The organism is Ignavibacteriota bacterium, assembly GCA_016716225.1.
Lineage (GTDB): Bacteria > Bacteroidota > Ignavibacteria > Ignavibacteriales > Melioribacteraceae.
Genome location: JADJWT010000001.1, coordinates 1,185,506 through 1,209,113, shown reverse-complemented (window position 1 = coordinate 1,209,113; position 23,608 = coordinate 1,185,506). Strand labels below are relative to the sequence as shown.

Sequence of the window (23,608 nt, the reverse complement as noted above, 5' to 3'; positions counted from 1 at the left end):
AAAAAATAATTAATTAGATCTAATTTTTAATTACTCTTTTTTCAACTCCTTCAAAAGACATTTTGATTGGAAGTATAAATCCATTTTCATCAAAGTACATTCTGTCAATGCAAACTTCTCTATGATTTCCATTCGTTGTATTTAAAGGTCTGCGATGATATGAAATGTACCATTCATCAGTATTGGGAATTTTGAAACATGAATGATGTCCCGCTCCCGTTGCAATTGTTGAATCTTGCTGTAATATTTTTCCGATTCTTTTAAATGGACCAATCGGTGAATCTCCGATTGCATAAGCTACACTATAATCGGGACCGGTCCAACCTCCTTCCGACCACATAAAATAATACTTTCCATTTCGCTTAAATAAAAATGAACCTTCAACATAATTTTCCGGAGTAATTTCTTTAAATATTTCACCATTATTAAATGGAATTAATTTTGTTAAATCTTGGCTGAGTTTTACAACATTACAATGTTTCCATCCGCCGTAATACATATATATTGTACTGTCATCATCTCTAAAAACAAATTGGTCAATTGGTTGAGCGCCGTTATAAAATTTATTTATTAACGGTTTTCCAATTGCGTCAGAATATGGTCCTTCCGGTTTTTCACTTACCGCAACGCCAATTCCGCCTACTTTAATATCATTCTGAATATCATTCGCACTGAAGAAAAGATAATATTTTTTATTATCATAAAATATTGATGGAGCCCAAATTGAATATGCTGCCCATGAAATATTTTCAACATCCAAAATGTGTGAGTGTTTTTCCCAATTAATTAAATCTTCGGAAGAAAAAGCATCTAAAAAAGTTTGTTTTAGATATTGCTGATTTATTGTGTTTTTCTGTAACTCGATTTGCTCGGTAGTTAAATTTGATAGAATATAATTTCCTTCAAATTCATCAGAGAATGTTGGGAAAATCCAAAATTTATTTTCAAATATTTCTGCTTCTGGATCTGCATACCAACCTTTAATTATTGGGTTTCCGGAATATTTATTAGAAATATTTTCTGTTAAATTTACTTGCGCAAAATTTAAAACGGTTATCAAAATGCAAAATATAAATGAGGTTTTGTTGTTCATATTATTTTCTTTTTGTTCACATTTTTAAGAATAATTACTGATTATTGCCATATCGAAGGAACGTATTTTGTGACTGAGATATCTAAAAATTGAGTGATTTCTCACCCAATATAAAACATTGAGATTCGAAATGACAAATTTTTGTTTTTACTATTATTTTACGCAAGCTGAAGCTTGCGGCTACATTTGCGTTTAATCATTCAATAAATAAATCAGTAATTTGTTCTGCATATTTTTTTGCATCGTAATCTCTAATATTAATAAGTATAATAACCGTTAAATCTAATTCCGGAATTTTCATATAAATGTTCGAAAACCCGCATGTGCTTCCGGTGTGATAAATTCTTTTATAATTTTTGTACGGATCTAATCTCCAGCCAAATCCGTAATCAAATTCTTCACCTTTATTATTTTTTCCTTTTACAAAAGATTGTGCAAATTTTTCTTTTGGCAAAAGTGTTGGATTTTCAACTTCTTCATTCCATTTAAGCAAATCAATTGTTGATGAATAAATTCCACCATCGCCCAAAACTGCACTTGTTGAACTTTGATCCGAAAATTCAAATCCTGTATCCGTTTTCACATAACCGAAAGCACGATTGGGAATTTCCGAAATTCCTTTTTCGTATGCGATTGAATTATTCATTTTTAACGGTTTGAAAATTCTTTCATTCAAAAACTCTGCAAAAGTTTTTCCGGAAAGTTTTTCTACAATTAATGCTAAAATTGCATAACCGGAATTTGAATATCTATGCTTTTTTCCCGGCTCAAAATATGTCGAATCTTGATTCATCAAAATTTGTAAAACATCTTTATCTTTAACTTGAATTGAATCATCATTTACAAAATCTTTATAATCTAAAATTCCGGAAGTGTGCTGCAAAATATTTTTGATGGAAATTATATTTCCATATTTCGGAAATTCCGGGAAGAATTTTGTGAGCGAATCCGACAAAGAAAGTTTTCCTTCGTTTTCCAGAAGTAAAATTGAAAAAGCCGTAAACTGTTTTGTAATTGATGCTAATCTGAAATTAGTTTTGGGTTCAATTAAAATTTTATTTTCCAAATCTGCAAAGCCAAAACATTTTTCATAAACTAATTTTTCATCTTTCAAAACCGAAACGGAAACTCCCGGTGTTAATTCATTCTGAAATTCAGAAAAAATATTATCAATTTTATTTTCCATGGAAATTGTTCCGCAAGAAATTATAATTATTTGAAGTAAGAGTATGATTGATATTTTTTTCATTTTCTAAAGTAAAATTTGTTTTGTAAAACTCTTTTATTTTGGAATTAAAACCAAATTGAAATTTGTGAAAATGTTTATGGGATATTTTATCTATTTATTTTTATTGAAAAGTTATTTAATTTCTTTTTCATAAATTATTTATTTGAAAGAAGTTATGAATAAGATATTTCATCCGGCTTCCGAAAGGGGATTTTTTGATCATGGTTGGTTAAAAACTTTTCACTCGTTTAGTTTTGCAAGCTGGTACTCGCCGCAAAAAATTAGGTTTGGAAAATTGCGTGTTTTAAATGATGATTGGGTTGCGCCTGCAGAAGGTTTTGGAATGCATCCGCATGATAATATGGAAATTGTTACTATTCTTCTCAAAGGAAGTTTGGCGCACAAAGACAGCATGGGACATCAAGAAATTATTAAACCAAACGAAATTCAAGTTATGTCCGCTGGAACGGGAATTACTCATTCCGAATTTAACGCTTCCGAAAATGAAAATGTTGAACTTTTACAGATTTGGGTTTTTCCGGATAAAAGCGGACACACTCCAAGATATGATCAAAAATATTTTAATCCAGTAGAAAGAAGAAATAAACTGCAAACCGTTGTTGCACCAAATAAAAATGAAAATTCACTTTGGCTAAATCAAGATGCATATTTAAGTTGGGGAGAATTTGAAAAAGATCAAGTTGTAAATTATCAAATCCACAATTCTAAAAACGGTGTTTACATTTTTGTAATTGAAGGCATAATTAAAACCGCTGATGAAATTTTATCTCGCAGAGATGCAATTGGAATTTGGAACTCCGAAAAGTTAGAAATTTCCATATTAGAAAATTCCTTTATTTTATTGATTGAAATTCCTATGAACTAAAATTTATTTATTCATACATTTTAAAAAGTTCTGTCAAGATTTCTTATCTTTAAACATCAAATATAAATTTTAATTTATGGAATTAACAAAATCTTTAGTGGAATTTTTTCAATCATCAATTTCTCCGCTTGTATTAATTTCTGGCGTTGGATTAATTCTGCTTTCATTAACAAACAGACTTGCAAGAACAATTGATAGATCACGCGGTTTAGTTGCAGATATTGAAAAAGATAAGTTAACGGATCAAGAAATCAAAAACAAAAAACTTCAGCTAAAAATTTTAGTTAGAAGAAGTTATATTTTAAAATATTCAATTGGGTCAATTTCATTCAGCATTCTTTGCAGTAGTTTAATAATTCCAGTTTTATTAATTATGAATTTATTTCAAGTGAATTTGGAAGCTTTAGGAATTACATTTTTTATTTTAAGTATTACAGGAATTATTTCATCTGCCTTATTTTTATTTGCGGATGTAAACTTGACTTTAAAAGCTCTTGAATATGAAATTGCAGATCACATGAAATAAAGGAAAATATTATGAATTTTGTTGTAATTGCAAATGATTTTAAAGATGAAAATGCTTTAGAGAGAAGATTGGCGGTACGTGAACAACATTTAAAATTTGCTGATGAAATGTTCAAATCCGGAAAATGGATTTTTGCTTCTGCACTACTTGATGAAAATGAAAAAATGAATGGCTCCGTAATTTTTTGTGATTACGAAAATGAAGACGATTTAAGAAAAAATTGGCTTGAAAAAGAAGTTTACATTACCGGAAATGTTTGGGAAGAAATAATAATTAAAAAAGCTAAAATTGCTCCTCATAGTTTTCAGAAATAGTTTTACATTTTGGCAATAATCGGATATCTTATCAATTAAGAATTTTTATTTGAAATCATTTATTAAAACAAATTAAGAAAGGAGTTATACAAATGGGCAAACATTATGCAAAAGCAAAATGGGAAGGAACATTAAAAGATGGTTACGGAAAAATGAATTTTACCGGATATGATGGACCTTTTAATTTCCGCTCAAGATTTGAAGATGGTCCCGAAACAAGTCCGGAAGAATTGGTTGGCGCAGCAAATGCCGGATGTTTTTCAATGTTTTTATCTGCATTAATTTCTAAAAAGGAATTAACTCCAACCAGCATTGAAACAAAAGCAACTGTTGAATTGGGTCAAGATAACGGTCCAAAAATTACATCAATTTTATTGGAATGCGAAGCTGTTGTTCCGGGTTTAAGTGAAGAAGATTTTAATCAATTGGCAAAAGAAGCAAAGGCTAATTGTCCTATTTCCAGATTATTTGCCGGAACAGAAATTACTCTTAATGCTAAATTGATTTCTTAGTTATTTTTGTAGAGACGTAAAATTTTACGTCTCTACATTTCTTTATTAATTTATTCAACAAGCTGTAATTTTACAATTTCAGTTTTATTCAAACCGTGAAGAACAGCAAAGTATAATCCGGAAGCTACTTTTCTATTTTCATCAGATATTCCATTCCATTGAATATAATGAGTTCCACTTGAAAATGAAGAAAGATCAAATTCTTTTACTTTTTGTCCAAGAATATTATAAATAATTAAAGTGTAGTTATTTGTTTCTGGAATTGTAACTTTTAAAGTTACCATACTATTAAATGGATTGGGATATGCAGAAAGTTCCAAGTCAAACGAATTTTGAATATTATCATCAACACCAGTCATGTCATCATCACCTTCATTGTAATTTTCATCTTCGGAATCATCATCTTCATTATTCGTATAGCTAATTATGTTTTTATCAATTATTATAAATCCGCTGTAAGGAGTTAATATTTTCTGCTCAACGCTCATATCAATAATACTGCTAATTGTTAGCGGATCGTATGAATAATCTAATAGATCATTTATGTTTTTTCCATACCATGATGTAACTATTTTATTATTTCCTTCTGTCAAATCATTTTGATTAATTATAAAAGTAGTATCAACGGTTTCCATTTGTTTTTTGCCGATTATTTTTAATTGAATTGGAAATTCACCAGTAAATTTTCCGGATTGCATAATTGGAAAATCAAGTGGGTAATATCCTTCATTTTCATTCATTAAATGTTTGCTATATGAGTAGCCATTTTGTAATGTCATTTGAACTTCAACACTTTCAAAGTGACTTATTTTTTCATAAAAGAATGCATTTAAAATTGTTTTAATATCATGATATCGTAAATAATATAAATTTCCAGCTGTTTCATTACTCATTTTTCCATAGAATGATTGCAGCTGGGTTTCGTAATAACCATTTCCAGTATTATAATTATAGTTGTACACCAACGAATTAACATTGTCCAGATCAACAAAATGTAACTTTGATTGATTTTTAAACATTGCTAAAATTTCACCAGCTAAAGCTTCTTTATCATTAACTCCTAAATTTATTTCATCTGTGTTTGAGAAAACAACAACCTCGGGATTTCCGGTTGATTTGTTTATAAACTCCGCAGCTTTGCTCATTAACGGTTGGAAATAACTATATGTTGGAAATGATCTTTTCATAATTTTTGTAAAGAGTGAATCTAAATTTTCTTCGGTACAACTAACCCATTCTTCAGATGCAATATTAATATCGTCATATGCAATCATAATATTTACTGAATCATTTTCATCAGTTGCTTGGGCAATTGTTTCTTTCAAATACGTTAGTAAATATTCACCATCAAAATTCTTCGTATTGTAAATATTGAAATCAACACAAATTAAAATTTTCCTATTTTCTTTAATTTTCTGCGTTTCTGGTGGATAAACAGCTAAGTGATAATAGTTTTCATTATTGTATTTATACGAACTTAAATAAATATTATTTTGAATTGGAGATGGAATTACAAATTCAACAAACTGATCATATTTAACCGGAATTTTTAAATTCCAAGTAGAATCCAATTGAGAATGGCTTTTGCTTATTACGTCAGCCCCAACAACTTTTGGTTCTAAAGGGTTATTATCATATTGGTAAACTATGTTAATATCTTTAACATTTCTTGATGTCTTTTTTGCAATTATTTCTGTGGTTGGAAGCCAAGCTCTTAAAGAACTTGCAGAAGGTCTTCCAGGTACCAAATATTGAATTTTAAATTTTCTTTTTTCATTTCGTTTTAATGGAAATATTTTAAGATTATAATTTACTTTTCCTTCGCGAGTTGCAGAAGATTGAGTTAGCAAACCGGGATGTCTTACCGGAGTACTTACATCACTAAACAATAATTCTGCTGTCCATTTATCCATTACGGTTGCTGAGATTGTAGAATCTTCTGTTATCCACAATTTGAAATCGGTCATTATGGCATGTTCCGGAAGTGAAAATAACCATTGAAATTCCAATTCATTATAATTCTTAAAAAACCAACTGTTAAAATCGTATGATACCGTCATATAAACATTCAGTTCAATAAAATTTCCACGCGGTAATACTTTAATTGTTGCATCATGAATATTTACATTATAATCTTTTACATTTGGATAATTAGCTTCATAAACCGAATATTCGCTAGCAAATGTTATTGAATAGCAAAATAAAATATATATTAAAAGTAATTTTTTCATTTTATCCTCAAAATTGATTAACGAATTAAAAGAAGTTTCATTGTTTGAATATGTTGATTAGATACATACCGGACAATGTATGTACCCGAACTAACATCTTCTCCATATTCGTTTTTACCATTCCAAACAATTTGTTTAACAGTATTAAAATTGTTGGTAAATTCATAGGATTTCACTTTCTGTCCTAAAATATTATATATCTCAACTGTAAAATTTTTATCAGCATTGTTAGACATTTCTATATTTATTGTTGTAGTTGGATTAAACGGATTTGGATAAGCAGATAATGTATAAGTTTTTGGGACCTCCGGAATTTCTTCAACCGATGTAGAAATGGAATCCGGTACTGTTAGCGTATCATCAAGAGTTAATGCTTTGAATCCTATATAATTATTTACTCCCGGAAGTAAAAATCCGCTGTATGGCGTTATAATATTATTTTCAACCGCAAGCTTTTCAATATATTTTATGGTTTCGTAAGTCTGCGGCTGAGCAAGTAAATTTTCTCTTATATAATTTGAATACCAATAAGTTTTTGCAAAATGATCAAAATCATTTTTTACTAAGGTTTCCTCTACATTAAAAGTTTTTCGATATAAATTATTTTCAAAATATCCGTTATATAAAATATCGAAAGGATTTTCGCCTTCATACAATCCAATTTGAAAATAACGGGACATCATATTAAAACTTTTACGTCCGTTATTTAAATCTACTCTTGAGTAACTGAATCCGTTCTGCGGAATTGGATCAATTTCTACAACACCAATTACGGGAGAAAAAACATCAAAACCAACATCTGCCCAATCATATTCGGGATAATCCCAAATATTTTTATATGACCCGCCGGTAAGTCTAAATAAATTTTCATAAAGATATTGATTGCCTCTGTAATACTTATTGTTTATATAATTACCATTATAACCGTTGCTAACATCCATAATTCTGAATTTGATATCATTATTTGCAGAAAATATAGTTTGATCAACTATTTCCATTGCTTCAGCAGCTGTTTCAGAATGAGTTGCATCGTCTGAAATTAACCATATTTCTCCGCCCTTATCAACTTGGTTGAATTTATTAACGGCAGCTCTTAAAATAAATGGAAGTGTATTTAATTTTGGGTCGTAAGTTTTAGCTTCATTTATCTTTTGTTCAATAAAATCATCAGTTTTTTTCTGAAAATTATCGCCAAGCCATTTAGGATTAAAATCGCTTACTATAAAAAGTATTGAATCTTTTTCAGTTAAACCAAATTTTATGGAATATTTTATGTTATCAAGAATTGAATTATAATTTCCATTAGCGAGATCAATTGCAATAATTACATTTTTTGAAGGTCTATCATCATTAGTAATTTGCGGCAAGATTGAAGTTTGATAAAATTTGTTTTTGCCGTCATCAAAAGTTTTTAAATATTTCCCATTAACAATTTCCATTGGAACACGTAATAAAGCGTTTTCGCTCCATTGGTAATATTCGAGATTTGGTCCTGTCTGCCATTGCCAATAATCACCGGATTTTTGCCAGTTAGCATCTATATTAACTATATTTCTAGGTTTTTCGTTCGGATTGTTTTTATCAATTATTTTAAATATTGCGGGTTTATCATTATTAGTAAAAATATAACTTCCGTTGTTCCAGCTTTGATACGGTTGATAAAAATTTCTTGTCAGAATATTAAATCTTCTGACATCCCAATACATTTCACATGGTGTTAAGAATTTAATTTGTATTTTTTTATATTGCTTGCTATCAACGGGGGTAATTTTTAGTTCTAAAAAATTATCTAATGTTCCATAATAATTTCTATTTCTGTATTCCCTCATCAATAATTGCTGCTTTGAAGTGTTGTTTTCATCATAATTTTCTTCGGCTGTTGAAAGGTCAATCATCTGTGCAGAAACAAATGAATTTTTACTATCATCCCACATTTTGCAATCTGTTATAACCGATTTTTCTGGTAAACTAAAATTCCAAGTAAATTCGTAATTACCAGCTGGAGGATAAACCTTAGTATTATTCCAATATTCAAGATAATTACCCAATCTGACTTTCATTGTTAAAGTTGTTTCATAAAACAAACCATCTACAACTACCATTGTTTCAAATTCATTGAATTCCAATATGTTCCAGTAATTATATCCATTGATTTGTCTGGCTTGAAAATTTACATAATTATACGCATTAGTTTTTAATGGTATAAAACTGAAAACAAATAAACATAAAAAGAGTATCTTTGCTTTCATTATTCCTCCGGTTTTAGGATTTGAAAAAATTTATTTATGAAATGTTTATTTTATTGATCTTAAAATTAGTTTATAATAAGTATTATAAACAATCGAAATGCCAATTAATATTTTTAGAATATTGAATGAAAAATGATGTTTTGTTTCATTTATTTTTATCAGTTGCGAAATTTATTCGTTTAAACGAAAATTTTTCATACTAATTTTTAATAAACTATTAGAAATCTGAATTGTGAAAGAAAATTATTTAAACTCTCAAAGAAAATACTATTTAGATTGGCTCCGCGTAATTGCATTCTACATTTTAATTTTTTATCACGTGGGAATGATTTTCGTTCCTTGGGATTTTCACATAAAAAATAATCCAACTTTGGAGTGGTTTGAAACTTGGATGGCGTTTTTCAATCAATGGCGTTTACCATTATTATTTACAATTTCCGGAATGGTGATTTTTTATTCAATGGGAAAAAGAACCGTAGCTGGAATTATTGCAGAAAGATCAAAAAGATTATTAATTCCTTTAATATTCGGAATGCTGGTAATTGTTCCGCCGCAAATTTATTATGAAAGAATTTCTGATGGAATTCATTTTGCAAATTATTGGGAGTTTTGGAAAACCGTTTTTGAATTTATTCCTTACCCAAAAGGTGGAAGTTTAAGTTGGCATCACTTATGGTATATACTTTATATTTTTGTTTATTCTGTAATTGCACTTCCGTTATTTTTATTTTTGAGAAGTAAAAAATCAAACCAACTAAAAGAAATAGTAAATGTTTTTTTCACAAAACATCCAAACATAATTTATTTATTAACTATTCCACTTTTAACATTTTATTATTCTTTAGCAGAAACTTTTCCAACAACACATGCACTTATTAATGATTGGTACAATCACAGTGTTTCGTTTACATTTTTTATTTTCGGATTTTGCATTTCTACTTTTTCCGGTTTGTGGAATTCAATAATTGTAAATAGAAAAAAATCTTTGATTATTTCCATTATACCAATTTTGTTTTTATTGATTTTTGTCTGGGGTCCAACATTTGAAATAATGAACGAAGATACAATTTCTTTTGAAATTTTATATGGTTTACTAAAATGGATTCTAATTCCTTCTTGGATTTTTACATTACTAGGTTACGGAAAATTTTTATTGAACAAACCGAGTAAAGTTTTAACCTATGCAAATGAATCTGTATATCCGCTTTATATTTTACATCAAACAATTATGATAATTTTCGGCTACTACATAATTAATTTTAATTGGAATGTTTATATAAAATTTGGTGTGATTATTTTTTTAACATTCGGAGGAAGTTTTCTTTTTTACGAATTGTTTATAAGAAGATTTAACTTAATGCGATTGTTGTTTGGTATGAAGGCAAATATTTCAAAAACCGAAAATATTTTTTAATTCACTGGAAGAATAAATTAACTTTGCTTAAGTATTCCTCATTCGTTTTTTAAATTTATCAAAAATATTTTCTTCTTTTAGGTTTAAGTAATTTTCAATATTTTAAAATCACACTTGCAAGAAATAATATTTTACTAAATATATAAATTCCTATCCGGTCATAATTCTATAATTAAATTTCTTAATCAACTTAAGAGTTATTATGACATCAAAAATTGCAAGAATCGTTCTATTTTTTTCAATCCTTTTATTATTAACTTTTTTAAGTTGTTCGGAAGATCCTTCATCACCAAAAGAAGAAAAACCAAAAGATGCGGTTACGGTTGGGGTTAATGGCGGAACTTTGGAAAGTGGTGATTGCAAAATAGTAATTCCTTCCGGGGCATTGGATAAAGATTATGAAATCTCAATAAGTGATGTTGAAAGCGACGGTGCCTTTGGTGAAAATACTGTTTCTGATTTATACGAAATAGTTGGACTTCCAAATGAAATTAATAAACCTTTGAAAATAATTTTTAAATATACCGGCGAACTTTCCGAAGAAAAATTTATTGCAATTGGAAGTGAATACTACAACGAGGTTTATAATTCCACATCTACAATTTATAATTTACATGAAGCAATAGATTCATCCGGATTTATTATTTCGCACATTCCATTGGATAATTCCGGCATATTGTGGAAGAATACAAATTCAAATAAATTACTTGTTGATAATTCTAAAATGTTTATAAATATTCTTAATCAATACAAAACTTATAAAACTGAGCATTTCAAAATTAGTTACCCAATTATACAAACACAAAAAATGCAGGAACTTGCCAATAATTTAGAAGCTGTTTATGATATTATGGTAAACGATCTAGAATATCTTATATATAAGAATTTAGAAATACCGGTTGTTATTAGATATCAAAAAGAAACAGCTAATTATTCTATTTCTTTTCAAGGATATTCGCTAGAAGATAACTATAAAATTGAATACTCATTTAATATTAGTCGAGATGATGTAAATCTTAATAACTTTGAAAAAATAAAAACCAATTTCTTTAATGCTTTTTTTGATTTAGAAATCAATGTAAGATATGATAATATTAAAAATAAACAGTGGAATCAAAATGATTATCATTGGATAAGATTTGCATTTTACTCATGGGCTGAAAAATATTTAACTACAAATACATATTCATATAATTTTGCAAACAATAATTTTGCTCCATTTAACGGAGTTCAATATGGAGCTTCTTCAGATAATGCAATTTACATGAACCACGGTTATGGAATGGCATCACTAATTGAATACTTAGAAAAGAATACAAGTTTTGGAAAAAATGGATTTAGAAATACATATAAAAATATTTCCACCGAGATTGATCCGTTAACATCTATGTTTAAAAATGTAGATGGACTTTTTGTTGAATGGTTCTCAGATTATTACAAAAAATTAATAAATAATGAAATATATGAACTACCCAAAAATAATTTTATTAATAGTGTGAACAGCATTTGGAATATAAATAACGCAAACGATACTCTAAAAATATTTAATGCGCAAGATCCAAAAGTTGATACATATCTCGATCTTTCTGCAAAATTGTTTAAAATAAAATTAAATTATAAGCCAGTAGACGAAACATACAAAATGAGATTGTCTGTAAAAGGTCCGGTTGATCAATTTGGATTATATTTTCATGTTTTCGGAATACAAAATAATGAACTTACTTTTATAGAAAGCGTTGCCGGAATTTATTACTATGAAATTCCAAATTTAAGAAATTCTTACGATGAGTTTTTAGTTTGCGTTGTAAATTCAAACGGAAGCTCTCCTTACACCGATGAATCTGATATTGATTTGAAAATACAAATTGGCAATAATTTTAATGGCGGTGGCAGTGAGCCTAATTTAGATTACAATTATTGTGAATACATGTTATTTGTTAATAGATTCTATAAAAGGGAAGATGGAAGTACTTTTGAGCAAGAAACAATTATTTCACATTCCGTAAAAGGAGAAATGATTGGGAATCGATTTATTGCAAAACAAGAAATAAGTGCTTTTGCGGATACTTTAGAATTAACTTTAAATGAAACCGGTGATACAATTAATTCTCTTAATTGGAAAAGCTGGTATCGAACCGAATCTCCTTCATCTACTCATATTACAGAAATTGAAACTTTTAATGTTCCGATTTTTAATTCGGGCGAAAAAATATTTAGAGTTTCAGGAATTCAAACATGTGCTTCAATCGGGCATTATTCCTTTTATCAAGATTTTCAGGGAAATGAAACAATTATGGAATCATTTAGTTGCAATGAAAACAGCTATTTGGAAATTCAGTTATCTAAAAGGGAATAAAATGTCGTGTTTTAAAACCAAAGAAAAATAATTATTCCACCGTTTTTCTTATATCAACATTTTCTAAAACATTTTTCTCGTAACCATTATTTGTTACGTTAATCATTGAGTTTCCGAGTTCTTCTAAAGTTATTACATGTTTAGAAAATAGTTTTTCTAAAATTGGAAAAAATGGAGAAGTTAGTTTGTAAATTTTATACGAATTTTTTAAACCATTAATTGGCTGAATATATCCAGGTCTGAACATATATGCATCTTTAAATGGAAGTTTTAATAAATCATTTTCGGTTTTTCCTTTAACTCGCGCCCACATTAATTTTCCTTTTTCTGAGCTGTCTGTTCCGGTTCCGGAAACATAAGTAAACACCATTTGCGGATTTAACTTAGCTAAAGTCTTTGCAAAATTTAAAGTCAAATCATATGTTACTTTTTTATATTCTTCTTCACTTTTCCCAATTGATGAAACCCCAGCACAAAAGTAGCATGCATTATATCCAATTAACTGATTTTCTATTTCGCTTAAATCAATAAAATTTTTGTGAATTATTTCCGTTAATTTGGGATGAATAACTCCGCAAGGTTTTCTATTTATTACCAATACTTTTTCAACATTTTCATTATTTAAACAAATGTGTAAAACGCCTTCGCCAACCATTCCGGTTGATCCAGTAATTATTGTATTTATTTTCATATTAAATACTCCAAGCTAAATTCTTAGTATTTTCAATAACTTAAAATAACTTTTTAATGCTGTAAAATTAATTTTATTAAAAAGTATTTTTCATTACGTTAGCTCAAAAGTAAACAATTCATTTTTCTTATTTATATTTGTTTTTATTTGGAAAAATTATTTGCCATTAAGCATAAAAAATATTTGGAAACCCTTATTTTCAATTACAATGTGGGGTGCATCTTTTGTCGCTACTAAAAGTCTCTTGGATTCACTAACTCCGTTAAACATAATTTATTTGCGACTAATATTTGGAATTCTCACAGCACTATTTATTGCTTTTTCTCGAAAAAGAAATTTTTCTCTTGAGCAAAAAGATATTAAGGGAATTTTAATTTTATCAATAATTTCAACTACACATTTGTGGATTCAAGTTACGGGAATGCAGTTTACGTCAGCTTCAAATACGGGCTGGATAATTGGCATTGTGCCAGTAATTATGGCAATTATGGGGTTTGCATTTTACAAAGAAAAAATGAATTCCGTTCAGTTAATTGGAGCAGTAATTGCATTTACCGGATTGATAATTTTAATCAGCAAAGGAAATTTAAAATCTCTTAATTTTATTTCAAATTTTGGCGATCTTTTAGTTTTGGGCAGCGCTTTTACTTGGAGCATTTATTCGTTTTGGGGAAGAAAAGTAACTTTAAATTATCCGCCATCGTTAACAATACTTTATTTATTTGTAACAATGCTAATTCTACTAACTCCATTTTCAATTTCGCAAGATTTTGCAAATCGAGTTTTTTCATTAACAATAATTAACTGGAGCGCAATTTTATTTCTCGGAATTTTCTGCTCGGGAATTGCTTACGTGCTTTGGGCCGAAGCAATGAAAGAACTTCCCGCAAATAGAGTTGGCGCATTTCTTTATTTAGAACCATTTGTTACAGTCTTTACTGCATGGATTTTTTTGAATGAAGAAATTACACTTTTAACTTTGTTAAGCGGAGTTATTATAATTTTAGGGGTTGTTATGGTAAATAGAAAATAATTTTTACAAAATTCTAAATCATAATTTTTTATTTGATCAACAAATTTGCTTTTATTGCTAAGTGATCGGAAATACTTACATTGTTTTCAGTTCTAATATCCATCACTCCAATTGATTTTACATTTATTTTGTTCAAATCAAAATCACCAATTTTATCATAAGAAAAAATATAATCATAACGTCTTGTTCTGTTTCTAAAACTATATTCTTGATTTGTCCCATGAAATTCTTTGTGTAAATCTCTTGGATATTTTAAAGCATTTATCATAATGCTGAATCTATCGGCAGAATATGCATCACTGTTGAAATCACCGGCAAGTATAACAGATAAATTTTCTTGCGATTCTACAATTTTATCTTCAATTATTTTTTGCACTGATTTCTCAATAAAATTTCCGATTTGCTTCAGTTGAAAAAGTTTGTGTTCAGAAGTTCCGGCAGCTTGTACGTGAGAAGTAAATAAAAATATTTTATTTTTTTCATCGATCTTAAACAAAGCTCCCGCAACTGATTTATTTGCAAGAAAATCATTTGTGCCAGAAATTTCTTTTTCTAAAATTGTGTGAATTACTCCATTCGAATTTTTAATTTCGCAACCAAAATCCAAATTTGATAAATCAACTTTTTGATATTTGCTCATCATAAATAATCCGGCATCTTGAAAAATAAATTCCGGAAATGAGTTGTAATCAACCCGAGTAACGGCATTACTGAAAATATTTTTATCAGCTTTTTCAATAATTTTTTCTCTCGTACTTTCATCAAACAATTCTTGGAAAACAACAAAATCAATAGTGCCGTTATTTATAATTTTCATAAGTTCATCAATTTCAAAATCTTCTTTTTCATAAATAGCTTTTACATTAAATGTTAATATTCCAATTTCATTTTTGGAAATTCCATTTTGTAGATTCAGCACAACAAAATCAACTGAATTACATGAATTTAGAAGTAAAATCAATAATACAATTGTAAAAATTGAGAATATTGTTTTATTAAATTTATTTAAGCATTTATTCATTTTGTGTTTTCATCTTTCTCTAATTTAAAATTGCAATTGATATATTTATAAAGTTTTCAGAATATTTTAATTCAACTTTTTGAATAATTTTCAGAAATCTGAAATTTGATTATAAGTTTGTTTCTAAAATAATGATAATTTGCGGCATTTTGAATGGTATGAATTTTGTTTTCACTTTTACAAATACGGAGAAAATTATGAATTCAAAAAAAATATTTTTATTTGTTATTTTAATTTCAAACATAAGTTTTGCACAATACTGGCAAGAGCGAACCACTGAACACAATTTTGAAAGCTCATCATTATTCTTCACGAGTCATTTTTTAAATCCTTACGGAATGAAAGATATTAAACAGCTATCAGTAAGTTTGATTGATGATCCTTTTCTAAATTCTTACTTAAATCCGGCAATACTTCCAAAAATTGAAAACGGCTCAACAAAAATTTATCTGGATTTTAGAGGCGATAGAACCGAAGAAGCAATTGTAAGCAATTATGCTGTTCCAATGTATTACGAATCTGCTTCATATTTTAGAATGCCTTATCCCGATTACAGATATATTTCAAATACAAGATCAGAACCGGAACCAATTGTATCGCTCGGAATCATTACTTATCCGATAGAATCTTTAAAAAATAAATTTTACGTTGGCGGAACTTTTCAATATATAAAAAGTAAAGATGATTTTTACTCAACTCAATTCAGTATTTACAACAGCAATTATTATTATGATTCTTTCGGTGCATCGGTAAGGGGAAATCAAGAATCTTCTGTTCCGATTATCGATAGATATTCCGGAAGCGATGAAATGATTTTTACAGGAAAACTTTTAACATTATTTTCGGGAATTAATTTGATTGAAAATTTAAATGCAGGATTGTTTTTTAACACAATCAGTTATGATAGAAATGGCTCGTATTTATATGATTACAAAGACGATTTCGGAAATTTAGACAACAATATCAGCGAAAATAAAAATTTAAAATCACGTGAACAAAATTATTCTCATTTAGATTTTGCATTGGGTTTACAATATAATTTAGATGAATTTTCTATTGGAATTAAAGGTGGATATTTAGATGGTGATGTTGATCAAATTCACAAAGATGAAAGCAAATATATTTATCAATATCAAACACCAAATGTTACAGAAAATTGGAGCCACAGTTATTCAATTTATAACTCTGCACAAAATTGGGCTCAAGAAGGAAACACAAAATATATTAGTTTAAATTTTTCGAAAAATTATGAAAACCATAAAGTGAAAGGATATTATAAATATTCTCAAAGTAATGTAAACTCAAAAACAAATACCGCAATTTTTGATACATCAAATTATTCAAGTCGTTGGGTAAATAATTATAATTCAGTTGAAGAAATTTATTTGTATAATTCTGATTCTTATATGAAAGATAACCGAACTGGTATTGCAGAAAGAGAGAATTTTATTCATGAGTTTATGGCAAATGTTGATTGGTCTCTTACAGAAAATATAACTTTATTAAGCGGAATTTATTTTAACAATTCTAAATCTCTAATTACAACAACAGAAAATGCAATTTCTGATAGAGCAAGTTTTTATAGAAGTCATAGTACCAGTTATAATTATCAAAATAATTATGCTGAAAATGCTGATAAACAATTAACATGGAATTATGAAAACAAATATTTCACTTTTCAAATACCAATAATTTTTGATTTTAAATTTGGTGAAAAATTTGGTTTGATGTTAGGATTGGCAAGAGTTTTTAAAGATTGGGAAATTACAAGTGTAACGGATGTTTATTTCAGATCGCGAGAAGTAAATGATAACGGAACAATTAAAAATGCTCAGAATTTTATTGAACGTTACACTTCACCAAAAGATACTTATACTGAAGACTCAACAAATTTCTTTACTAAATTTAATGTTGCAATTTCTAAACAATTAAAAGTAGGATTATTAATTGATCCGGAATTTGATCACACATTTAGAATTGCTCAATGGTGGCTTAGTTTTGGAGCTGAACTATAAGTTTGGAGTGATAAAATGAAAATTAAATATTTATCAATGTTTTTATTTTTCATCTTAATTTTTCTTTTTGTGTATTCTTGTTCAGAAAATTCTTTATCAGATAACAATGAAGAAATTAATTTTAAAGCTCATCAAATTGCTGGTTGTAATAATTCTTATTCATTAGAGAAAATTAATTTCTCAGATTCATGTTTCAATTACACTTTTGATGAAACTCTAAAAATTGATTTTTGTGTTTACGGAAATTGCTGTCCGGATTCAAACAGATTTGATGTAAATTATGAATTAAATTCCGATACAATTTATGTTACTGTTACCGATACTGCGGCAAATTTATGTAGATGTTTATGCAATTATAAAATTCATTTGGAATTAACCGGTTTGCAGAAAGATCAATATGTTTTTTATTCTAATTTTAATAACATTCTTGTTTATAATGAAATCATTTCGAAATTGAATAAGTAGATTTATTGGAAATTTTATTATAACCATTATATTTAAATTCTGAGGAAGTTTTATCTGGAATATTCTGTATTTAATTTCAACAAAAAATATAAAAAGAAACTATTTTAAATCTGTTCTTACAAAAATTTGTTTGAAATGATATTTCAAAAATTCGATAAATCATATTACAAATACAAAATTATTTTAACCTTTTCAATTGTTACAATTTTTTTGGTTTTTGTTCTTTCTCAATTTAGTTACAGATTTATAAAAAACTTATATCTTACACAAATTTCTGAAAATCTTAGCAAAAATTTAGTTTTAACATTCGGACAAATAGACAAAATTCAACTTGAAATTTTACAGTCAGAAATAATTACAAAATCAACTTTAAATTATTTTTACGGATTTTTTAATAAACCAGATTTACAAAATATTTTTTCCGAAATTTTTATTTTTGATAAAGATTTTAAAGTTATTTCACACTCCAACAAACGTGAATTAATTGGAAAAGTTGAACCTCGATTACTTTTAAATGAAATAGAAATCAAATCTCTTCTTGAAAATGAAATTTTTACATCACTTCCATTTAAAGGAAATGATGAAAATTGGTATTTATGGGGATTTTATAAATTATCTGAAAATTATGTTCTTGCTGTAAAAGATAATGTTAAAAATTTTTCAAGTTTGGAAGAGCTTTCCAACTTTTTAATTTACTTCGGAATTTTTGGAATTATATTTTCAATTTTATTGGGATTTTGGGTCTCAAAATCAATTACAAATCCAATTTACAAATTAGTTGAATTCAGTGATGAAATTGGAAAAGGAAATTATAATTCGGAAATTCCGGAAAAAACCAAAGGTGAAATTGAAATTCTTTCAAATGCGCTAATTTTAATGCGAAATAATATTAAAAACAACAATAATGAAAAGGAAAAAATTCTTGCACAAATAGCACATGAAATTAGAAATCCTCTTGGCGGAATAGAACTACTAATAAATTTAATTAAGGAATCGCCAAAAGATGAAATTAAAAATGCTGAATATACAAATAAGATTTTAGATGAAATAAGTAATTTAAAAGAATTAATAACCTCGTATCTTAATTTTAGTAAGCCGTATCCAGTAGTTTCGGAAAAACTAAATATTGAAGAAATGGTTAAAGATATTATTGAAATTTTAAAAAACGAATTAATTTCTAGAAATATTGAAGTAATTACAAATTTTGCTCAAAAAAATATATTTTTCGATAAAAGTCAATTTCGAAGTATTTTAATAAATTTACTAAAAAATAGCATTGATTCGATTAATCAAAATGGTGAAATTGAAATTTCATCAAAATTAAAAGAAAGAAATATTGTAATTGAAATAAAAGATACCGGCTCTGGTATTTCCAAAGAAAATTTTTCACGAATTTTTGAACCATTTTTCACGACAAAAATTAACGGAACCGGTTTGGGATTAGCAACTTGCAAGAAGTATTGTGATGAAAATAATGCATTAATTTCTGCTGAAAGTTTTAAGAATAAAACAATTTTTACAATTAGCAAAAAATTATAAAATGTTAAAAATATTAGTCGTTGAAGACAATGACACAATGCGTTTGGGTATTATTGAAAGTTTAAAACGTGAGAATTATGAAGTTTTTTCGTTTTCTAACGGACCAGCTGCATTAGATTTTCTAAAATCAAATTCGGTTGATTTAGCAATCCTTGATTTGAAAATGGAACCAATTTCCGGAATGGAGTTGTTATCAATAATAAAAAAGGATTATTATAAAATAGACGTTTTAATTATTTCTGCTTATGGAAATGTTCAAACTGCAGTTGATGCAATTAAAAATGGTGCCGCTGATTTTTTAACAAAACCGTTTTCGCCAGATGAATTAAGAATTCGAGTTAAAAAAATCTCCAATGAAAAATTAAAAGAAGAGAAAATTCACAATCTAATTGCAGAAAATGAATATTTACAAAATGAGATATCAAATCTTCAAAATGAATTGATCGGTAGCTCGGAATCTTTCACTAATATTTTAAAATTGGTAGATCATGTTGCAGCAAAGGAAAGTCCAATTTTATTAAGTGGAGAAAGCGGAACCGGTAAGGAATTGATTGCACAATTAATACATAACAAAAGTTTACGTGCCGATAAATCCTTTATAAAAGTTAATTGCGCTGCTTTAAATGAAAATTTATTAGAAAGCGAATTATTTGGACACGAAAAAGGAGCATTTACCGGAGCGGTAAAATCCAAAAAGGGTAGATTTGAATTAGCAAATAACGGTACTTTATTTTTAGATGAAATTGGTGAAATTTCGCCAGCAATGCAAGTAAAATTACTTCGTGTAATTCAAGAAGGTGAGTTTGAAAAAGTTGGCGGTGAAATTACATTGAAAACAAATGTTCGAATTATTAGTGCAACTAATAAAAATTTGCATTTAGAAATGTCTGAAAACCGCTTTCGCGAGGATTTATTCTACCGTTTAAACGTAATTCCAATTCATTTGCCATCTTTGCAAGAAAGAAAAGATGATATAAAAATCTTAACTGAATATTTTCTTAAAAAATCAGCTGTAAAAAATCATCAAGAAATTAAAGCAATTTCTGATAACGGATACGATATTCTTAAAAACTATTCATTTCCGGGAAATATTAGGGAATTAGAAAATTTGATAGAACGTCTTTCTGTTGTTTCCGATGGGAAAATGATTGATGATAAATTAATTTCGTATCATCTTAATCCTAAAGTTCAAACGGTATATAATTTTTCACAATTATCTCTAGATGATTCTCTTTTTAATTTTGAGAAAAATATTATAATTCAAGCTTTAAAAGAAGCAAAAAATGTAAAGCACCATGCAGCAAAAATTTTGAAAATAAATACTAGTACATTGTATTACAAATTAGAAAAGTTTGGTTTGTTATAAATGAATATAATATATAAAATCTTATTTATTGCCTTTTTTTTGCTTGGAGTAAATAAAATTTATTCACAATCAAAATTGGAAAGAGACTATTACAAAACTGTTAATAATGTTGAGGTAATAGATAATAAATTGGATTCGCTTAATAAATTACTTTCTCATAAATTATCTTTAATCAATATTGAAAAATCAAAAAGTTCTCAGAATAATTCAGTTATCGAAAATCTTCTTTCCTCAACATCTACAATTACAAACAAAATTGAAAAATATGAAACTGAAAAAAATAAAATTCTGCAGTATCAAAACAAATTAAAAAATGACCTTGGAACTTATTATGAAATTCAAATAGACTCTTTAAAAAAAGAAAACGGAGAGAAAAATTTTCTTAAAATAATTGAACTTTCAGAAAGAAAATTGCTTGTTGCTGAAGAAATTGATTTACTTTCTGTAAATCCGGAAAAAATTGATAAAATTAAATCGGAGAAAAATTCAGAAAAACGTAAAATTTATAATGAATTTTTAAATTTTGCCAAAAATGAAGTTGATAATAAAATAACAAAAATTGCGATTTTAAAATCTGAAATAGAAAATATAATTAAACTCAATAAAGAGAAAGATGAATTTTTAGATGAAATTGCATTTAACAGCAGAATGATGAAATCTTCTACTAAAAATTTACAAAATACAGAAAGCGCAAGTTATGATGTTGAAAATTCGCCTACTCGCGATGTAATAAAGAATTATTCAATTTCAATAAATGGAATTTTAACACAACTTGAATTTGGTAAAATTTCTGATGATAATTTTCTTTCTTCAAAAAATTCCAAAGAAAGTTTTTCTAGTACCACAAATTTTAATGATTTATTAAAACTCATTTCAAAAGCCGAAAAGGAGTTAAAAGAATATAAAAATGTAATTTTTAATAAGATCAAAAATCTGTAATTATGAAATTATTTAGTGGAACCACAAGTCTTATTATATTTTTTTTATTTTTTTCTTCCTCTCAAACTGTTTCGCAATTTGATTTAAAATTAAATTTGGAGTCTGGAATTTACTCTGATAGTGTGAGGAATTTCGAGAATAATGTGAGCTTAATGAATCGTGCGGCTGGATTTTTAAAATATTCTTATTTGCATGATTCTTCTGAATCATCAATTTTAATTCGAGCCGGAACTGATTTTTACAAAAGCAGTGTTTACACTTTTAAGTTAAACACAAACGGAAATTACCTTTATCAAACAAAAAATGTAACTTGGAAGGGCTTGCTGAATTATAATTACAATTCTTATAATTATAATTCGGTTTTTTCTTCTTTCAATATTTTTACACTGATTGGAGGTGCTGATTTTCAATTTGGTGGTTTTCCGGTAGGTTTATTTTTAGGATATTCAAATCAAAATTTGGAATTACAAAAAAATGTTTATTATGATTTGATTTTTATTGATTTATCAACATTAAATTCATTTAGTAATTTTTTCTCACTGGAATATGGATTTTTAGTTCAGAATTTTTCAGTTAATGATGAATTAAGTTCAAATAATAATATTTCAATAAATGGCTGGAATTTTGGTCCGCAAATAAAAATAACTAACTACAAAAATATTCTTTTAAATTTGAATTATAAATTTTTATTTTATTCTTCAAATAGCACTCTGTATCCTTCTTTTGAACATCAATTAGAATTTATTGCTGGAACTTATATAAGTGAAAATTTATCACTTTTTCTTTTTGTTGATTATATACTCAGAAATTTAAAATTTACTAATTCATTCAACAAAGAAAGTTCTGTTTTTTTCATTCCATCAAAAAGTGAAAATCAAATTGCATTGCGATTTATGTACTCAATGAATACAAATTTTAAACCTTATTTAAAATTGAGCTATTTTAATGATGATTTATTTGTAAAGGATTATAAGTTTCGGGGTCTTAATTTATTGATTGGAATGGAAGCCAGAATTAACCATTAACTTCTGGCTCCCTTTATTATGTCAATTTCGCAAAATTATTGCCACCAAATTAACCAGATATTATAATTTATGCAAAAATTGACTTGTTTTTTCAGAAACAATTGGAAATCATAAAACATAAACTAATAATTTAACCATGAATGAAATCTCACATCTGATTTCAAATTTTCATCCTCGGTCCTCAACATAATTACATAATTAAACTATTTTCCAAATATTTCTAAATTTTGTAAAATTTAAATTTCAATTCCGTACAACAATTTTTTTAGATCAAGAAGAATTACAATTTTATTTTCAATACTTGCAATTGATTTAATATAATCTGTATTCATTTCCGTTGAAACAATATCCGGAACATCTTTAAGAATATTTTTCGGAATTCTTAAGACTTCGGTAACTTCATCAACAATAAACCCTATTGATTTATTATTGAATTCCACAATTATTATTCTCGTTTCATTATCATAATCTTTTGTATGCATGTTAAGTTTTAAACGAGTATCAACAACCGCAATTATTTTTCCTCTTATATTTACAATTCCCAAAATATCTGCCGGAGCGTTTGGAATTGATGTTACTTTTTGCATTTTAATTATTTCATTTACATTTATTATATCTATCCCAAATTCTTCTTCGCCTAATTTAAATCCAACTAATTGAAGTAATTCGGTATCTTCACTTATTATTATTTCTTCGCTCATTTTT

At 27.4% G+C, this 23,608-nt stretch carries 20 protein-coding genes; 13 read left to right on the top strand and 7 right to left on the bottom strand.

Annotation, left to right across the window (positions count from 1 at the left end):
- Positions 1-19: 19 nt before the first annotated feature.
- Complete coding sequence (locus IPM32_05150; GenBank protein ID MBK8944644.1) at positions 20-1,093, bottom strand: family 43 glycosylhydrolase; 1,074 nt, start codon at positions 1,091-1,093, stop codon at positions 20-22.
- 196 nt (positions 1,094-1,289) lie between these two features.
- Positions 1,290-2,342, bottom strand: a complete 1,053-nt coding sequence (locus IPM32_05145; GenBank protein ID MBK8944643.1) for a beta-lactamase family protein — start codon at positions 2,340-2,342, stop codon at positions 1,290-1,292.
- A 154-nt stretch (positions 2,343-2,496) separates the two neighbouring features.
- Here IPM32_05145 and IPM32_05140 point away from each other — a divergent pair, with 154 nt between their 5' ends.
- From IPM32_05140 to IPM32_05125, 4 genes are all read left to right on the top strand, one after another.
- Positions 2,497-3,207, top strand: coding sequence for a pirin family protein (locus IPM32_05140; protein ID MBK8944642.1), 711 nt, complete (start codon positions 2,497-2,499; stop codon positions 3,205-3,207).
- Between the two features lie 76 nt (positions 3,208-3,283).
- On the top strand, positions 3,284-3,733 hold the full coding sequence (locus tag IPM32_05135) for a DUF2721 domain-containing protein (protein MBK8944641.1): 450 nt from the start codon (positions 3,284-3,286) through the stop codon (positions 3,731-3,733).
- 11 nt (positions 3,734-3,744) lie between these two features.
- Positions 3,745-4,047, top strand: coding sequence for a hypothetical protein (locus tag IPM32_05130; protein ID MBK8944640.1), 303 nt, complete (start codon positions 3,745-3,747; stop codon positions 4,045-4,047).
- A gap of 92 nt (positions 4,048-4,139) precedes the next feature.
- Positions 4,140-4,559 carry an OsmC family peroxiredoxin gene (locus IPM32_05125; GenBank protein ID MBK8944639.1) on the top strand — a complete coding sequence of 140 codons (420 nt, stop codon included), beginning with the start codon at positions 4,140-4,142 and terminating at the stop codon, positions 4,557-4,559.
- A 50-nt stretch (positions 4,560-4,609) separates the two neighbouring features.
- Here IPM32_05125 and IPM32_05120 read toward each other — a convergent pair whose 3' ends face one another.
- Both IPM32_05120 and IPM32_05115 read right to left on the bottom strand, forming a co-directional pair.
- Entirely contained in the window at positions 4,610-6,790 is a 2,181-nt protein-coding gene (locus tag IPM32_05120; protein ID MBK8944638.1) for a T9SS type A sorting domain-containing protein, read from the bottom strand.
- A 17-nt stretch (positions 6,791-6,807) separates the two neighbouring features.
- Entirely contained in the window at positions 6,808-9,039 is a 2,232-nt protein-coding gene (locus tag IPM32_05115; protein MBK8944637.1) for a T9SS type A sorting domain-containing protein, read from the bottom strand.
- 232 nt (positions 9,040-9,271) lie between these two features.
- On the opposite strand from IPM32_05115, the gene IPM32_05110 reads away from it, so the two are divergent.
- Both IPM32_05110 and IPM32_05105 read left to right on the top strand, forming a co-directional pair.
- Entirely contained in the window at positions 9,272-10,453 is a 1,182-nt protein-coding gene (locus IPM32_05110; GenBank protein MBK8944636.1) for an acyltransferase family protein, read from the top strand.
- A 202-nt stretch (positions 10,454-10,655) separates the two neighbouring features.
- Positions 10,656-12,809, top strand: coding sequence for a hypothetical protein (locus tag IPM32_05105; protein ID MBK8944635.1), 2,154 nt, complete (start codon positions 10,656-10,658; stop codon positions 12,807-12,809).
- Positions 12,810-12,840: 31 nt separating this feature from the next.
- On the opposite strand, the gene IPM32_05100 is transcribed toward IPM32_05105, so the two are convergent.
- Positions 12,841-13,500, bottom strand: a complete 660-nt coding sequence (locus IPM32_05100; GenBank protein ID MBK8944634.1) for an epimerase — start codon at positions 13,498-13,500, stop codon at positions 12,841-12,843.
- 172 nt (positions 13,501-13,672) lie between these two features.
- Here IPM32_05100 and IPM32_05095 point away from each other — a divergent pair, with 172 nt between their 5' ends.
- Complete coding sequence (locus IPM32_05095; GenBank protein MBK8944633.1) at positions 13,673-14,533, top strand: EamA family transporter; 861 nt, start codon at positions 13,673-13,675, stop codon at positions 14,531-14,533.
- Positions 14,534-14,561: 28 nt separating this feature from the next.
- Here the strand turns inward: IPM32_05095 and IPM32_05090 are convergent, their stop codons facing one another.
- Positions 14,562-15,554, bottom strand: a complete 993-nt coding sequence (locus tag IPM32_05090) for a hypothetical protein (GenBank protein MBK8944632.1) — start codon at positions 15,552-15,554, stop codon at positions 14,562-14,564.
- 197 nt (positions 15,555-15,751) lie between these two features.
- Between IPM32_05090 and IPM32_05085 the strand changes: the two genes are divergently transcribed.
- The 6 genes from IPM32_05085 (at position 15,752) to IPM32_05060 (ending at position 22,903) form a co-directional block, all read left to right on the top strand.
- Positions 15,752-17,569 (top strand): hypothetical protein, encoded by a 1,818-nt coding sequence (locus IPM32_05085; protein MBK8944631.1) that lies wholly within the window; start codon positions 15,752-15,754, stop codon positions 17,567-17,569.
- A gap of 15 nt (positions 17,570-17,584) precedes the next feature.
- Positions 17,585-18,034, top strand: coding sequence for a hypothetical protein (locus IPM32_05080; protein ID MBK8944630.1), 450 nt, complete (start codon positions 17,585-17,587; stop codon positions 18,032-18,034).
- 135 nt (positions 18,035-18,169) lie between these two features.
- Positions 18,170-19,573 (top strand): HAMP domain-containing histidine kinase, encoded by a 1,404-nt coding sequence (locus IPM32_05075; GenBank protein ID MBK8944629.1) that lies wholly within the window; start codon positions 18,170-18,172, stop codon positions 19,571-19,573.
- Position 19,574: 1 nt separating this feature from the next.
- Complete coding sequence (locus tag IPM32_05070; protein MBK8944628.1) at positions 19,575-20,939, top strand: sigma-54-dependent Fis family transcriptional regulator; 1,365 nt, start codon at positions 19,575-19,577, stop codon at positions 20,937-20,939.
- Positions 20,940-21,878 (top strand): hypothetical protein, encoded by a 939-nt coding sequence (locus tag IPM32_05065; protein ID MBK8944627.1) that lies wholly within the window; start codon positions 20,940-20,942, stop codon positions 21,876-21,878. It begins immediately after the preceding gene.
- A gap of 143 nt (positions 21,879-22,021) precedes the next feature.
- Positions 22,022-22,903 carry a hypothetical protein gene (locus IPM32_05060; protein MBK8944626.1) on the top strand — a complete coding sequence of 294 codons (882 nt, stop codon included), beginning with the start codon at positions 22,022-22,024 and terminating at the stop codon, positions 22,901-22,903.
- A 236-nt stretch (positions 22,904-23,139) separates the two neighbouring features.
- Here the strand turns inward: IPM32_05060 and IPM32_05055 are convergent, their stop codons facing one another.
- Positions 23,140-23,604, bottom strand: coding sequence for a purine-binding chemotaxis protein CheW (locus IPM32_05055; protein ID MBK8944625.1), 465 nt, complete (start codon positions 23,602-23,604; stop codon positions 23,140-23,142).
- Between the last annotated feature and the right edge of the window lie 4 nt (positions 23,605-23,608).

Excerpts from the sequence above, each read along its gene's own strand:
- IPM32_05125 (MBK8944639.1), top strand. The coding sequence starts at position 4,140 with ATGGGCAAACATTATGCAAAAGCAAAATGGGAAGGAACATTAAAAGAT.
- IPM32_05120 (MBK8944638.1), bottom strand. The coding sequence starts at position 6,790 with ATGAAAAAATTACTTTTAATATATATTTTATTTTGCTATTCAATAACA.
- IPM32_05135 (MBK8944641.1), top strand. The coding sequence starts at position 3,284 with ATGGAATTAACAAAATCTTTAGTGGAATTTTTTCAATCATCAATTTCT.
- IPM32_05070 (MBK8944628.1), top strand. The coding sequence starts at position 19,575 with ATGTTAAAAATATTAGTCGTTGAAGACAATGACACAATGCGTTTGGGT.
- IPM32_05055 (MBK8944625.1), bottom strand. The coding sequence starts at position 23,604 with ATGAGCGAAGAAATAATAATAAGTGAAGATACCGAATTACTTCAATTA.
- IPM32_05145 (MBK8944643.1), bottom strand. The coding sequence starts at position 2,342 with ATGAAAAAAATATCAATCATACTCTTACTTCAAATAATTATAATTTCT.
- IPM32_05105 (MBK8944635.1), top strand. The coding sequence starts at position 10,656 with ATGACATCAAAAATTGCAAGAATCGTTCTATTTTTTTCAATCCTTTTA.
- IPM32_05090 (MBK8944632.1), bottom strand. The coding sequence starts at position 15,554 with ATGAATAAATGCTTAAATAAATTTAATAAAACAATATTCTCAATTTTT.
- IPM32_05115 (MBK8944637.1), bottom strand. The coding sequence starts at position 9,039 with ATGAAAGCAAAGATACTCTTTTTATGTTTATTTGTTTTCAGTTTTATA.
- IPM32_05080 (MBK8944630.1), top strand. The coding sequence starts at position 17,585 with ATGAAAATTAAATATTTATCAATGTTTTTATTTTTCATCTTAATTTTT.
- IPM32_05075 (MBK8944629.1), top strand. The coding sequence starts at position 18,170 with ATGATATTTCAAAAATTCGATAAATCATATTACAAATACAAAATTATT.
- IPM32_05085 (MBK8944631.1), top strand. The coding sequence starts at position 15,752 with ATGAATTCAAAAAAAATATTTTTATTTGTTATTTTAATTTCAAACATA.
- IPM32_05130 (MBK8944640.1), top strand. The coding sequence starts at position 3,745 with ATGAATTTTGTTGTAATTGCAAATGATTTTAAAGATGAAAATGCTTTA.
- IPM32_05065 (MBK8944627.1), top strand. The coding sequence starts at position 20,940 with ATGAATATAATATATAAAATCTTATTTATTGCCTTTTTTTTGCTTGGA.
- IPM32_05140 (MBK8944642.1), top strand. The coding sequence starts at position 2,497 with ATGAATAAGATATTTCATCCGGCTTCCGAAAGGGGATTTTTTGATCAT.
- IPM32_05150 (MBK8944644.1), bottom strand. The coding sequence starts at position 1,093 with ATGAACAACAAAACCTCATTTATATTTTGCATTTTGATAACCGTTTTA.
- IPM32_05100 (MBK8944634.1), bottom strand. The coding sequence starts at position 13,500 with ATGAAAATAAATACAATAATTACTGGATCAACCGGAATGGTTGGCGAA.